Raw genomic sequence first — 13,798 nt, forward strand, 5'->3', positions numbered from 1 at the left:
GATGCTTGTTTAATTATCAGGGAAATATTTCGGGCGATGATAGAGCGGTCAATCACGCGCAGGAAGCCGGGCCAGCGCACAAAGACTTTCAATCAAAACAAGGGAGAAGCGTGTAAAGGGTTCAAATTCTGGCGAAAAGCTCTATATCAGGGCCAACCGTTGAAGGCTGATAGCCAAGATGGAAGCGATCCGCGACAGCTTGTGGGGAAATTTTTCCCCGTGGTGCTGTGGCGGATTTGTGTTTCTGTCACAAGCTTCCTATAAGCCTTTGAATAATTCCAGAAGAAGCGTCTGACGCTTCTTCCCAACGTGGCGACCAGCCTTGCTGGACAGGCCAGATTTCCCCATTGGACGACCCGAAGACGAAGAGCCATGATCCAGACGCCTTATTACCTGATCGACAAGACCAAGCTGAAGCGCAACATGGAAAAGATCGCCTATGTGCGCGAGAAGTCCGGCGCGAAGGCTTTGCTGGCGCTGAAATGCTTCGCGACATGGTCTGTGTTTGATTTCATGAGCCAGTATATGGACGGCACCACCTCGTCCTCGCTCAACGAAGTGCGTCTTGGCCACGAGAAATTCGGCGGCGAAACCCACGCCTATAGCGTTGCCTATGCCGATCACGAGATCGATGAAGTCATCGCCAATGCCGACAAGATCATCTTCAATTCCATCGGCCAGTTGGATCGCTTTGCCGATAAGGCGGCGCATATCAAGCGCGGCCTGCGTCTCAATCCGGGCGTGTCGTCATCGAGCTTCGATCTTGCCGATCCGGCGCGTCCGTTCAGCCGTCTTGGCGAGTGGGATGTGGCGAAGGTCGAGAAGGTCATGGACCGCGTGACTGGCTTCATGATTCACAACAATTGCGAAAATTCCGATTTCGGTCTGTTCGACAAGATGCTGACGGAGATCGAAGACAAGTTCGGCTCACTTCTGCGCCGGGTTGAATGGGTCAGCCTTGGCGGCGGCATTCATTTCACCGGCGAGAATTATCCCGTCGATGAATTCTGCACGCGCCTGAAGGCGTTTTCGGAAAAGTTTGGCGTGCAGGTCTATCTGGAACCGGGCGAAGCCTCGATCACCAAGACCACGACGCTGGAAGTGACGGTTCTCGACACGCTGTTCAACGGCAAGAACCTCGCCATCGTGGATAGCTCCATCGAAGCCCATATGCTCGATCTTTTGATCTATCGCGAAACCGCGAAGATGGAGCCGAATGAGGGCAACCACCGTTACATGGTCTGCGGCAAGTCGTGCCTGGCGGGCGATGTTTTCGGCGAGTTCAATTTCGGCCATGAACTGAAAGTTGGCGACCGTCTCTCTTTTGCGGATGCCGCCGGTTATACGATGGTCAAGAAAAACTGGTTCAATGGCGTGAAAATGCCTGCGATTGCCGTGCGCGAATTGGACGGCACGGTCAATGTTGTCCGCGAATTCACCTTCGCGGATTTTGAAGGGTCGCTTTCGTAAAGATCCGGTTGCGGCTTCAGGCTGCAACGAACTCATGTGTTCCGAATGAGAAGGCAATCGGGACGGTCAATAGATGGCGGGAAACCGCTGGAAGAGGAAGCATCGACAGAAAATGAAGAAGAACGTTCTCATTATCGGCGCCGGGGGCGTGGCACAGGTTGTTGCACATAAATGTGCGCAAAACTCTGACATTTTGGGCGATATCCATATTGCGTCCCGCACGGTTGAGAAATGCCGCAAGATTATCGATAGCGTGCATGAAAAGAAGAGCCTCAAGACCGAGGTGAAGCTGGAAGCGCATGCGCTGGATGCTCTGGAAGTTGAAGCCACCAAGGCTCTGATCCAGAAGACGGGTGTTCAGATCGTCATCAATGTCGGCTCGGCCTTCCTCAATATGTCGGTCCTTCGCGCCTGTATCGATACGGGCGTTGCCTATATGGACACGGCCATTCACGAAGATCCGAAGAAGATCTGCGAGACGCCGCCATGGTATGGCAATTACGAATGGAAGCACCTCAAGGAGTGCGAAGAGAAGGGCATCACAGCCATTCTCGGCATCGGCTTCGACCCGGGCGTGGTCAATGCCTATGCGCGTCTGGCCGCTGACGATTATCTGGATGATGTGACGTCGATCGATATCGTCGACATCAATGCCGGTTCGCATGGTCGCTGGTTCTCGACCAATTTCGATCCGGAAATCAATTTCCGCGAATTCACCGGCACGGTCTATTCCTGGCAGAAGGGCGCGTGGCAGTCGAACAAGATGTTCGAAGTTGGCCACACCTTCGACCTGCCTGTCGTCGGCCCGAGCAAGGCTTACATGACCGGCCATGACGAAGTGCATTCGCTGTCCAAGAACTACCCGAAAGCGGATGTCCGCTTCTGGATGGGCTTTGGCGATCACTACATCAACGTCTTCACTGTGCTGAACAATCTTGGTCTCTTGTCCGAACAGCCGGTCAAGACTGCTGAAGGCCTGGAAGTCGTGCCGCTCAAGGTGGTCAAGGCTGTGCTGCCCGATCCGTCGTCGCTGGCGCCGGATTATACCGGCAAGACCTGCATTGGCGATTTCGTCAAGGGCACCAAGGACGGCAAGGAAAAGGAAGTCTTCATCTACAACGTTGCCGATCATAAGGACGCTTACAACGAAGTGGGTTCGCAGGGCATTTCCTACACGGCTGGCGTTCCCCCTGTGGCTGCCGCAATCCTGATCGCTTCCGGCGAATGGGATGTGAAGAAAATGGTCAATGTGGAAGAGCTGAACCCGAAGCCTTTCCTCAACATCCTGAACCATATCGGCCTGCCATCCCGTATCAAGGATGAGAATGGCGACCGCGCGCTGGACTTCGCGTGAGGTTATAGCTTTACACAATAAAAAACCCCGCTTTGGCGGGGTTTTTTATTGCGTGCTTCATGCTTTGCACTGTCTCCTTCGATCCTCATCCTGAGGAGGCCCGTAGGGCCGTCTCGAAGGATCGAGGATATTCTGGAACCCTGAATTTCGGCGGCATAGAGTTGGGGATGTGGGAGAATCCGATCTGTGTTCAACTCCACTGTGTTTACAACAGAGGAGGTCTTCGATGAAAAATACAGTGATAGCCTTATCGGTCCTGACAGGAATTCTGGGTGGCGCCATGGGCGCATCCTGGGCCGGCGGGCAGGCCAAAGGTCTGTCTAGTCCTTTCCACGTATTGCCATGCTGGAATTGTGGACCTCGGCGCTAAACCAGTACCGCTCTATTCGAACGAATCCGGCTATTCGCCCCGGGGCCAGGTGTCCGACAACCGATACCCCCCGGGAAACGGATCGCTCGGATCGAGCATCAGCTGCGCGGTGCCGGTCACCCATGCGCGACCGGAAATGATCGGGCTGATGGCGGGCTTGCCGCCAAGTTCCAGCGCTCTGTCCAACCGGCAATGAAATTCCGTACCCAGTACGGATTTGCCGATGAAGCGCTCACCCACTTTCATCTGGCCCTTGGCGTGCAGCACAGCCATTCGCGCCGAACATCCCGTCCCGGTCGGCGAGCGGTCCAGCTTGGCCGGACGGATAGCTACCGTGTTCACGCCGGTCAGCACATCGCCGTCGCGCGTGACCGGCTCGGTGATCTGGCAAAACGAAATGTGGTTCCAGTCCTTTTCCGGGTGACGAAAGCCGAGCTGCTCATTGGCGGCCTTGGTGATCCTCACGCCGATCTCTGCCAGTTCCCGCGCCTGACCCGGCTCGATCTTCATGCCGATCTCAGCCGCATCGATAATGACAAAGCTGTCGCCACCATAGGCCGTATCGACGGTGAGGGTGCCTAGTCCTTCGACTTCAAGCGCAGCATCCAGCCGGTCAGCGAAAGACGGCACGTTGCGCACGCTGATACGCTCGGCCTTGCCGTTGCGACACTCCGCTTCCACCTCGATAAGCCCGCCCGGCGCTTCGAGCACCATGCGCGTTACCGGTTCCTGCATCGGGATGATGCCGCTATCAAGCAGCACTGTTGAAACGCAGATCGAGTTCGAACCCGACATAGGCGGCGTATCGGCAGGTTCCATGATGATGAAGCCCATCTGCGCGCGCGGATCTTTCGGCGGCACCAGCAGATTGACATGGCGAAACACTCCGCCGCGCGGTTCGTTCAGCACGAAATTGCGCAAGGTCTCATCGCTGGCGATGAAGCGCGACTGTTCCCACCCTGTTTCGCCCGGAGGCGGCGCGACACCACCGACGATGACATCGCCGACTTCGCCCTCCGCATGACAGCCGACGATATGGATGACCTTGGTGCTGCGCATGGGAACCTCGCAAAATACAACACGTATATTCCTATCCAGACGCTGTGCCGGTCAATCATTTATCGGACGATGGATGGCTCATTCGCGACAGTTTTGAAAACTGGTTTCGAGGCATGCCGCGAAGTTGGAATTTACTTCCCAAGATGTGTTGCTCTTTTAAGCGGGTCTGATATCCATGTGCTGCTAAATTGTGCAGATCGATGCGCAACCCGCTTGGCTCCGGATCAGTTTCAGGAACATGCAAAACGTTCCCCATTGAAATTGAACAACCCGAAAAGCTGGGGCGCCGTTGTTTTGAAAAGCAACGCGCGGCTCTTAGCCGGCATGGGACGGTCGATGATCGTATCGCGACGCCACTCTCTCCTCAGATTGACCCGGTCTCTGAGTCTTTGATGTCTCGGCGCGTGGTTTTCAGGTTTTGAATTGTCCGGCGGAGTGACGGCTCCTCGGATGATTCAGGGGAGTGGAATGTGAGCAGTACAACCAATGCGGGCTTTCATGAGCCCAATCAGAACAGCGTTCAACGCTGGGGCAGGGAACTTTCGGCGGCGCTGAAGCTCGGCTGGCCGCTGATCCTGACCAATGTTTCGCAAGCCGCATTGACGGCAACCGACGTGATCTTCATCGGGCGTCTCGGCAAGGATACGCTCGCCTCGGCGTTGCTCGCCACGAGCTTCTACCACACGCTGGTCATCTTCTCGATGGGGCTGGTTTCCGCGGTCATGCCGATGATCGCCATCGCGCTTGGCAAGAACCGCCATTCGGTGCGCGATGTGCGCCGCACGGTCCGTCAGGGCTTCTGGACGGCGATCATCATCTCGATCCCGATCTGGGTCGTGCTGTGGCATTGCGAGGAGATATTCCTGTTCCTCGGCCAGCAGCCGGATATTGCCGCACGCTCGACCGATTTCATGCACACGCTGCAATGGGCGCTGTTGCCCTATCTGTTCTACATCGTGCTGCGCTCGTTCTTCGCGGCGATGGAAAAGCCCATGTGGACGCTGCTGATTGCAGGTGCTGCGATCGGCTTCAACGCGCTTGCCGGATGGACGCTGATCTTCGGTCATTTCGGCTTTCCGCGCATGGAGCTGCATGGCGCAGGTATTGCGACGACACTTTCCAGCCTGATGATGTTTCTCGGCATGGCGGTGATCGCGCTGCGTCATCGCCGCTTCCGGCGCTATCACCTGTTCGGTCGCTTCTGGCGTCCTGACTGGCCGCGTCTGCGCGAGCTGTGGCGCATTGGCTTTCCGATGGCGCTGACCTTCGTGTTTGAAACCTCGATCTTCTATGCGGCGGTGGTCATGATGGGCCGGATCAGCCCGACCGCCATGGCGGCGCATGCGGTGGCGATCCAGATCGCATCGCTGAGCTTCATGGTGCCGCTCGGTTTCGGGCAGGTGGCGACCGTGCGGGTGGGGCGCGCTTATGGCGCGGGCAATCCTAAAGCCGTCGCCTATGCAGGCTGGAGCGCCTATGCGCTGGGCGTCGGCTTCATGATGATCATGGGCCTTCTGATGATCCTGATCCCGCGTCTGTTCATCGGCGTGTTTCTCGATCTGCACGATCCGGAAAATCTGCCCGTGATGGAACTGGCCGTCAGCTTTCTTGCGCTGGCCGCCCTGTTTCAGACGGTCGATGGCGCGCAAGCGGTCGCGGCGGGCATGTTGCGCGGCATGCGCGACACGCGCGTTCCGATGTTTCTGGCGCTGCTTGGCTATTGGGGCGTCGGCCTGCCGCTTGGCGCGCTGCTCGCCTTCAAGGTCGGCATGGGCGGTCAGGGCATTTGGCTCGGCCTTGCCGCCGGGCTTGGCATCGTTGCGGTGATGATGACCCTGCGCTGGCGCAGGCATCTGGCCCATATTTCCAGAACACTGGCATAAAACAAAAATGCCGCACGGCCTGAAGGTCGTGCGGCATAGTTGCATGCTGCGGATATCATACCGTATCCGCGTTCTCGCTTTTGCGATTACTTCGTCAGAGCAATAATGCGATCAAGCGCGCTGCCGAAACCCTTCAGGGAAATCTTGAAGGCGACCGGCTGGCTTGGGCTGAGCGCCGTCGCGGTCACGTTGATATTGGCACCCGCCTTGATGGCCGCAACCTGTTTGGGGTCGAAGCTGACCGGTGCAAGGCAACCCTGCGGAAGGCAGGTGGAAAATGCCAGATTCGGACCAGCGGCCTCATCAACCTTGATGGTTGCGCCTTTGCCGATATCAAGGCCGAACGGCATCAGGATGACGCCGTCGACCTTTCCGCCCGCCACATTGCGCAGCTCGACGGTCAAGACGCGCTGGCCGGTCTGAGAGCTGTTCTGCTCCTGGCGGATAGCACAGGTGGACGCGTCCTTCTGCGTCTGGCAGGAGACGGTCCAGTCCTGATAGGTTTCCTGCAAGCTGTTTGCACCGCCCGGAAGGGGGGCTGCAAAGGCAGGGGCTGCGAGAAGTGCTGACAGCGTGCAAGCAAGGCCGAGCGCGCGATGGTTTTTCATAAATATATTTCTCTCTAAAAAACAATCATCCGAAGCCTGCTGCTCAAAAGAGGCGGCTTTGGAGATTTATTGAGCATAAATCAGGAGGGCGTTCAACTGCAATCCCATCAAAATATCTTGTTTGCTCGAATAATCTTAAAAGGTTATCGAAGTCTAATATAGTCTTCACTGCAACGTTTGCTTGAAAATAGCGGGTTGGGCGTTGCAGTGAGCAGGTATCCAGCCAGCTTTGGCCGGATACCTGTTGCGGTTTACGCTTATCGCGACAGTTTCATATGACGGTTCACATCCTTGTAAAGCAGATAGCGGAACTTGCCCGGACCGCCTGCATAGCAGGCCTGCGGGCAGAAAGCGCGCAGCCACATGAAATCACCGGCTTCCACTTCCACCCAGTCCTGATTGAGCCGGTAGACCGCCTTGCCTTCCAGCACATAGAGGCCGTGCTCCATGACATGGGTTTCGGCAAAGGGGATCACGCCGCCCGGTTCTAGCGTCACGATGGTGACATGCATGTCGTGGCGCAGATCGTTCGGATCGACAAAGCGCGTCGTTGCCCAAACGCCATTGGTGTCGGGCATGGGCGAGGGGGCGATGTCGTTTTCGTTGAGGAAGAGCGGCTCCGGCACATTAAGCCCGTCCACATAGTCATAGGCCTTGCGGACCCAGTGGAAACGCGCGGTCGCGCTGGCCGTGTTGCGCAGGCTCCAGCCGCTTTTCGGCGGCAGATAGGCATAGCCGCCTTCGGTCAGCGTGTGGGTCTTGCCCGCGACGGTGACGGTGACTTCGCCTTCGACCACGAACAACACGCCTTGCGCCGTGTCATCAAGCTCGGCGCGGTCGCTGCCGCCGCCGGGCTGCACTTCCATGATATATTGCGAGAAGGTTTCGGCAAAACCCGACATAGGGCGGGCTATCACCCATAGACGCGTCTTTTCCCAGAAAGGCAGGAAGCTCGTCACGATATCGCTGAACGTGCCTTTCGGAATAACCGCATAGGCTTCCGTGAACATGGCGCGGTCGGTCAGAAGCTGCGTCTGCGGTGGCAACCCACCGGTCGGTGCGAAATAAGTGCGGGTCATTGTCTGTTCCTGATCAATAAAGCGTTTCTGGCAGAATATCTTTCAGCCGGAGAAGGGCGATACGCTCGACTTGCGCGCAAGCGGTGGCGAATTCCGTATCGCGGTCATTGGCGACGCGGCGCTGGAACGTGCCGAGGATTTCCTGTTTGTTGCGCCCCTTCACGGCAATGATGAAGGGAAAGCCGAATTTCTGCGTATAGGCGTCGTTCAGTTCGGTGAAAGTCTGCTTTTCCGCATCGGTCAGTGCATCGAGCCCGGCACCGGCCTGTTCGGCGGTGGATTCCGCCGTCAGGCGTTTGGCCTGCGCCAGCTTGCCGGCGAGATCCGGGTGGGCATTCAAAACGCCAAGCCGCTCCTCGGGCGAGGCGGCGCGGAAGATTCTCGTCATCGCAGCGGCAAGACCGGAGGCCGTGTCCTCAGCGGCACCGAAGCCGGCATCATAGGCGCGCTCGGCGATCCACGGCGAATGCTCGAAAATGCTGCCGTAACGGGCCACGAAATCGGCTTTGCTGGCTTGGGATGGCACTACATCGGCCACTTTTGGCTTATGGTGTTCGTGCCAGTGATTGGCAATGTCGATGCGCTTGGCAACCCAGACCTTGTCGTGGCTCTGGACATAGTCGAGGAAACGTTCAAGGGCGGCTGCCCGACCCGGACGTCCAACCAGACGGCAATGCAGGCCGATGGAGAGCATCTTGGGCGCGCCTTCTGCGCCTTCGCGGTAGAGCACGTCGAAGGCGTCCTTCAGATAGGTGTAGAACTGGTCACCGGAATTGAAGCCTTGCGGCGTTGCAAAACGCATGTCGTTGGCATCGAGCGTATAGGGCACAATCAGATGCGGGCCTTTCGGGCCCTTGACCCAATAGGGCAGCTCGTCCGCATAGGAATCGGCTGAATAGACGAAGCCGCCTTCTTCCATCACCAGTTTCAGCGTGTTGTCGGACGGCTTGCCCTGATAAATGCCGAGCGGACGCGAGCCAGTCACTTCCGTGTGCAGGCGCACGGCTTCGCGAATATGCTCGCGCTCCACTTCTTCCGGCACGTCCTTATATTCCCACCAGCGCAGGCCGTGGCTGGCGATTTCCCAGTCGGCTTCCTTCATGGCAGCGACTGCTTCGGGATTGCGCGCCATGGCCAGCGTCACGCCATAGACAGTGACGGGCATGTTGCGCCGCGTGAAGGCGCGCCACAGACGCCAGAAACCGGAACGCGCACCGTATTCGTAGATGGATTCCATGTTCAGGTTGCGCTGGCCGTTCCAGGCCTGTGCACCGACGATTTCCGACAGCAGGCATTCGGAGGATGCATCGCCGTCGAGAATGCAGTTTTCCGCACCCTCTTCATAATTGACCACGAATTGGACGGCTATATTGGCCCCGCCGGGCCAGCGCGGATCTGGCGTGTTGCGGCCATAGCCGATCAGATTACGTGGATAGCTCATGCCATACATCCCCTTCCAAACATCCCTTTGGGTTCTGTTATTTGGTCCATGATAATAAAGATTTGCGCACCGAATTCCCCTTCAAAATTTTGAAAGACATCCAATGAGAAAGCTCTTTCTTAATGCCGCATAAGGCGGAATACTTCACGATGGGAACAAAAGCGGGAACGCCGCCGGTCTGCCATAAAAATGTGCTTTCATTGCAAAAACAGCACTGGCAAACCGAGTAAAATCAGCAACTTGCGGCGGTTCGGCTGTTAATGGCCGGAGAATCACGCAAGCGGTCAGGAGTGCAAATGGGTCAGGGACATCACGGCGATGAGGGCAGAACAGGTCGTTTGACGACACATGTTCTCGATACGGTCAGCGGCAAGCCTGCTGCGGGATTGCGTATCGAATTGCGCCGGATCGAGAATCACACGCCGCACAGCGTCAAGGAAATCCGCACCAATCAGGACGGGCGCAGCGGTGAGCCGCTGCTGGCCAATGGCGACCTGCAACGCGGCTCCTATGAGCTCCTGTTTCATGTCGGCGAATATTTTGGCAAGGACGAAGACGGCGTGCCGTTCCTTGACGTCGTGCCTTTGCGCTTTGGTGTTTCCGATGAAAAGGCGCATTATCATGTGCCGCTTCTGGTTTCGCCTTTTTCCTATTCGACCTATCGCGGGAGCTGAGCATTATGGTTCAGTCTGTGAGAAACAGGATATGCTTTCTTCTCAACAGCGAACGGGTTGAACTCGACCGGGTTTCGCCAACGGAAACGCTGCTCGATTATCTGCGCCTGTCGTGCAAGCTGCGCGGCACCAAGGAAGGCTGCGCCGAAGGCGATTGCGGCGCCTGCACGGTGCTGGTGGGCAAGATCGCGGGCAGCGAACTGGTTTATGAAAGCGTCAATGCCTGCATTCGTTTCGTCGGTTCGCTGGATGGCTGCCATGTGGTGACGGTCGAGCATCTGCGCGGGGCCGATGGCGGCCTGCATCCGGTGCAAAAGGCGATGATCGACTTCCACGGCTCGCAATGCGGCTTCTGCACGCCGGGCTTCGTCATGTCGCTTTACGGGCTGTGGATGCGCAATCCGAAGCCCGCCGATCCGGCCATTGAAAAGGCGCTGCAAGGCAATCTCTGCCGCTGCACCGGCTATGAGGCGATCATTCGCGCCGCCCGCGCCATTTCCGATTACGGCAATACGACGGAAGACCCGCTGGCGGCAGAACGCGCCCATGTGCTGGAACAGTTGAATTCCATGCGCGACGGTTCGCGGGTCGAAGTCGGCGATGGCAAGGACCGTCTGGTGGTGCCTGCTGACCTCGATGATTTCGCGCAAGTCCTCGCCAATGAACCGAAGGCGACCGTGGTGGCCGGTTCCACCGATGTGGGCCTCTGGGTCACAAAAATGATGCGCGATATTTCTCCGGTCGTCTTTATCGGCCATCTGACCGAATTGCGGGCGATCACCGAGGACAACAATGTCGTCACCATTGGCGCGGGCGTGACCTATACGGAGGCCTTCGCTTTCCTTGCCAAGCGCATTCCGCAGCTTGGGCAACTCATCAACCGCATCGGTGGCGAGCAAGTGCGTAATATGGGCACGATCGGCGGTAATATCGCCAATGGTTCGCCCATCGGCGACACCCCACCGCCGCTGATCGCGCTCAACGCAAGGCTGACGCTGCGCAAGGGCGATAGCCGCCGCACCATTCCGCTGGAAGATTTCTTCATCGCCTATGGCAAGCAGGATCGTCAGCCCGGCGAGTTCGTCGAGGCGGTGCATGTGCCGATCCCGGCGGAAGACAACCACTTTGCGATCTACAAGGTGTCCAAGCGTTTCGAGGAAGATATTACCGCAGCGCTCGGCGCATTCCACATGGTGCTCGATGCGGCAGGCAAGGTCGCTTCCATTCGCATCGCCTATGGCGGCATGGCGGCGACACCAAAACGCGCCTTTGCGGTTGAAGCCGCACTGCTCGGCAAGCCATGGACCGAAGAGACGGTTGAAGCCGCCATCGGTTTCTATGAGCAGGATTATCAGCCCTTGAGCGATATGCGCGCCACGGCGGATTATCGTCTGATGGTCTCGAAGAATTTATTGCGCCGCTTCTATGCCGAAACGCAAGGGCAAGCCGAACCCTTGCGCGCTCAGCATATCGAAGAAGCGGTCTGAAGGAGGCAGGCATGAACAAACATCCTGCAAGCACGATCAAAGCCGCAGCTATAAAAGGTGGTGTCGCCACCGACCAGAAGCATGATTCCGCGCATAAGCATGTGACGGGCGAGGCGGTCTATATCGACGATATTCCCGAACCCGAAGGCACGCTGCATGTCGGCATCGGCCTTGCGACGGTGGCCCATGCCAATATCAAGTCTATCAACCTTGCCGCCGTGCGTGCAGCGCCCGGCGTGGTTGATGTGCTGACCTGGCGGGACATTCCCGGCGAAAACGACGTTTCGCCATCGGGCATGCACGACGACCCGATTTTCGCGGTCGATAAGGTGCAGTTTCATGGCCAGCCGATCTTTGCCGTGATTGGTCGCACCCGCGATCAGGCCCGCCGCGCCGCGCGTCTGGCCAAAGTCGAATATGAGGAAATGCCCGGCCTGTTTTCCATTGCCGGTCTCGACGGCGCAAAAGACCGTCTGGTCTTCACGCCGCTGACGCTTAATCGCGGCGATGCCCGCAAGGCCATCGACGAGGCCCCGCGCAAGGTCAAGAACCGCATGATGGTCGGCGGTCAGGACCATTTCTATCTTGAGGGCCAGGCTTCACTGGCCGTTCCCGGTGAAGATGAAGACGTCACCATCTATTGCTCCACGCAGGGGCCGAGCGAAACGCAGCATCTGGTCGCCCATGCGCTGGGTGTGCCGAGCCATGCGGTCACGGTCGAGGTGCGCCGCATGGGCGGCGGCTTCGGCGGCAAGGAAACGCAGGCCAATCAATGGGCCGCCATTGCCGCCATCGCCGCCAAGAAGCACAGGCGCGCGGTGAAAATCCGTCTCGACCGCGACGAGGACATGACCGCCACGGGCAAGCGTCATGATTTCATGATCGATTACGAGGTCGGTTTCGACGACGAAGGCAATATTCTGGGCGTCGATTATATGTTTGCGCTTAATGCCGGTTTTTCCGCCGACCTTTCGGGACCGGTCGGTGACCGCGCGCTGTTTCATTGCGACAATGCCTATTTCTTCCCGGCAGTGCATGCGCAATCCGCGCCGCTTTATACCAATACCGTGTCCAACACGGCGTTTCGCGGTTTTGGCGGCCCGCAGGGCATGGTTGGTGCCGAACGTGTCATTGAGGAAGTGGCCTTTGCGGTTGGCAAGGACCCGCTCGATATCCGCAAGCTCAATTTCTACGACGCGATGGGTACCGAGGGTGGCGCTCGTAACGTCACACCCTATCACCAGAAGGTGGAAGACTGCATCATCCAGCGCATTGTCGCGGAACTGGAAGAAAGCGCCGATTACGCTGCGCGCCGTGAGGCTATCCGCGAATTCAACGCCAAAAGCCGCACCGTGAAGCGCGGCATGGCGCTGACGCCGGTGAAATTCGGCATTTCCTTCACCAAGACCGAGTCCAATCAGGCGGGGGCGCTGGTGCATGTCTATAATGACGGCTCGGTGCATATGAACCATGGCGGCACCGAAATGGGGCAGGGGCTCCATATGAAGGTGGCGCAGGTCGTGGCGGAAGAATTCCAGATCGATATCGACCGGGTGAAGATCACCGCGACCACCACCGCCAAGGTGCCGAACACTGCGCCGACGGCGGCATCGTCGGGTGCCGATCTCAACGGCATGGCCGCGCAGGATGCCGCGCGCCAGATCAAGAAGCGGCTGATCCGTTTTGCTGCCGAGCAATATCGGGTGCCGGAAGATCAGGTTGTATTCCTGCCCAACCGCATTCGCGTCGGCAATCAGGAGATCAGCTTTAATGAGCTGGTGAAACAGGCCTATATCGGGCGCGTGCAGCTTTCCGCCGCCGGGCACTACAAGACGCCGAAAATCCACTGGGACCGGGCCAAGGGTAAAGGCCATGCGTTCTATTATTACGCCTATGGCGCGGCCTGCTCGGAAGTCTCTATCGATACGCTGACCGGCGAATATGTGGTGGAACGAACCGATATTCTTCACGATACCGGACGCTCGCTCAATCGCGTCATCGACATCGGCCAGATCGAAGGCGGCTTTGTGCAGGGCATGGGCTGGCTCACCACCGAGGAACTTGTCTGGGACGACAAGGGACGGCTGCGCACACATGCGCCGTCCACCTACAAGATCCCGCTCGCATCCGACCGGCCCAAGATTTTCAATGTCGCGCTGACCGACTGGTCGGAAGCCTATGAGCCGACCATCCATCGCTCGAAAGCGGTGGGCGAGCCGCCGCTGCCGCACGGCATGTCGGTGCTTTATGCGCTGTCGGATGCGGTGGCGAGCGTTGCCGATCACAAGATCAGCCCGCGTCTCGATGCGCCAGCCACGCCTGAGCGTGTGCTGATGGCCATTGAGCGGCTGCGCGCGCAAAAGGGGTAACACT

Annotated in this window: 10 protein-coding genes; 6 read left to right on the forward strand and 4 right to left on the reverse strand. The window is 58.0% G+C overall.

Annotated elements, in window-relative coordinates; translation table 11 throughout:
* Positions 1-372: 372 nt before the first annotated feature.
* Both nspC and D8666_RS08745 read left to right on the forward strand, forming a co-directional pair.
* Positions 373-1,470 (forward strand): carboxynorspermidine decarboxylase, encoded by a 1,098-nt coding sequence (gene nspC, locus D8666_RS08740; RefSeq protein WP_121537270.1) that lies wholly within the window; start codon positions 373-375, stop codon positions 1,468-1,470.
* Positions 1,471-1,582: 112 nt separating this feature from the next.
* A complete protein-coding gene (locus tag D8666_RS08745) occupies positions 1,583-2,824 on the forward strand; it encodes a saccharopine dehydrogenase family protein (protein WP_121537272.1) in 1,242 nt (413 codons plus the stop codon).
* Between the two features lie 400 nt (positions 2,825-3,224).
* Here the strand turns inward: D8666_RS08745 and D8666_RS08755 are convergent, their stop codons facing one another.
* Positions 3,225-4,253, reverse strand: coding sequence for a trans-3-hydroxy-L-proline dehydratase (locus D8666_RS08755; protein ID WP_121537276.1), 1,029 nt, complete (start codon positions 4,251-4,253; stop codon positions 3,225-3,227).
* A gap of 470 nt (positions 4,254-4,723) precedes the next feature.
* Here D8666_RS08755 and D8666_RS08760 point away from each other — a divergent pair, with 470 nt between their 5' ends.
* Positions 4,724-6,136 (forward strand): MATE family efflux transporter, encoded by a 1,413-nt coding sequence (locus D8666_RS08760; protein WP_109368381.1) that lies wholly within the window; start codon positions 4,724-4,726, stop codon positions 6,134-6,136.
* An 86-nt stretch (positions 6,137-6,222) separates the two neighbouring features.
* Here the strand turns inward: D8666_RS08760 and D8666_RS08765 are convergent, their stop codons facing one another.
* The 3 genes from D8666_RS08765 to puuE all read right to left on the reverse strand — a co-directional run bounded on the left by D8666_RS08765 (position 6,223) and on the right by puuE (position 9,264).
* Positions 6,223-6,744: an invasion associated locus B family protein gene (locus tag D8666_RS08765; RefSeq protein ID WP_109368382.1), complete on the reverse strand. Its 522-nt coding sequence runs from the start codon at positions 6,742-6,744 to the stop codon at positions 6,223-6,225.
* Between the two features lie 257 nt (positions 6,745-7,001).
* Positions 7,002-7,823 carry a bifunctional allantoicase/(S)-ureidoglycine aminohydrolase gene (locus D8666_RS08770; protein WP_121537278.1) on the reverse strand — a complete coding sequence of 274 codons (822 nt, stop codon included), beginning with the start codon at positions 7,821-7,823 and terminating at the stop codon, positions 7,002-7,004.
* Between the two features lie 13 nt (positions 7,824-7,836).
* A complete protein-coding gene (gene puuE / locus D8666_RS08775; protein ID WP_121537460.1) occupies positions 7,837-9,264 on the reverse strand; it encodes an allantoinase PuuE in 1,428 nt (475 codons plus the stop codon).
* Between the two features lie 296 nt (positions 9,265-9,560).
* Here puuE and uraH point away from each other — a divergent pair, with 296 nt between their 5' ends.
* Genes uraH through xdhB form a run of 3 tightly spaced genes read left to right on the forward strand, consistent with a single transcriptional unit; the run spans position 9,561 to position 13,794 of the window.
* On the forward strand, positions 9,561-9,938 hold the full coding sequence (gene uraH / locus D8666_RS08780) for a hydroxyisourate hydrolase (RefSeq protein ID WP_121537280.1): 378 nt from the start codon (positions 9,561-9,563) through the stop codon (positions 9,936-9,938).
* A 5-nt stretch (positions 9,939-9,943) separates the two neighbouring features.
* Positions 9,944-11,425 (forward strand): xanthine dehydrogenase small subunit, encoded by a 1,482-nt coding sequence (xdhA, locus tag D8666_RS08785; RefSeq protein ID WP_121537282.1) that lies wholly within the window; start codon positions 9,944-9,946, stop codon positions 11,423-11,425.
* A gap of 11 nt (positions 11,426-11,436) precedes the next feature.
* Positions 11,437-13,794, forward strand: a complete 2,358-nt coding sequence (gene xdhB, locus D8666_RS08790) for a xanthine dehydrogenase molybdopterin binding subunit (protein WP_121537284.1) — start codon at positions 11,437-11,439, stop codon at positions 13,792-13,794.
* The last annotated feature ends 4 nt before the right edge of the window (positions 13,795-13,798 follow it).

Source organism: Ochrobactrum soli (assembly GCF_003664555.1).
Taxonomy (GTDB): Bacteria; Pseudomonadota; Alphaproteobacteria; order Rhizobiales; family Rhizobiaceae; genus Brucella; species Brucella teleogrylli.

What these genes read in the sequence shown, in the direction of transcription:
- nspC (WP_121537270.1), top strand. Translation starts at nt 373, where the DNA reads ATGATCCAGACGCCTTATTACCTGATCGACAAGACCAAGCTGAAGCGC.
- D8666_RS08745 (WP_121537272.1), top strand. Translation starts at nt 1,583, where the DNA reads ATGAAGAAGAACGTTCTCATTATCGGCGCCGGGGGCGTGGCACAGGTT.
- D8666_RS08755 (WP_121537276.1), bottom strand. Translation starts at nt 4,253, where the DNA reads ATGCGCAGCACCAAGGTCATCCATATCGTCGGCTGTCATGCGGAGGGC.
- D8666_RS08765 (WP_109368382.1), bottom strand. Translation starts at nt 6,744, where the DNA reads ATGAAAAACCATCGCGCGCTCGGCCTTGCTTGCACGCTGTCAGCACTT.
- D8666_RS08770 (WP_121537278.1), bottom strand. Translation starts at nt 7,823, where the DNA reads ATGACCCGCACTTATTTCGCACCGACCGGTGGGTTGCCACCGCAGACG.
- puuE (WP_121537460.1), bottom strand. Translation starts at nt 9,264, where the DNA reads ATGAGCTATCCACGTAATCTGATCGGCTATGGCCGCAACACGCCAGAT.
- uraH (WP_121537280.1), top strand. Translation starts at nt 9,561, where the DNA reads ATGGGTCAGGGACATCACGGCGATGAGGGCAGAACAGGTCGTTTGACG.
- xdhA (WP_121537282.1), top strand. Translation starts at nt 9,944, where the DNA reads ATGGTTCAGTCTGTGAGAAACAGGATATGCTTTCTTCTCAACAGCGAA.
- xdhB (WP_121537284.1), top strand. Translation starts at nt 11,437, where the DNA reads ATGAACAAACATCCTGCAAGCACGATCAAAGCCGCAGCTATAAAAGGT.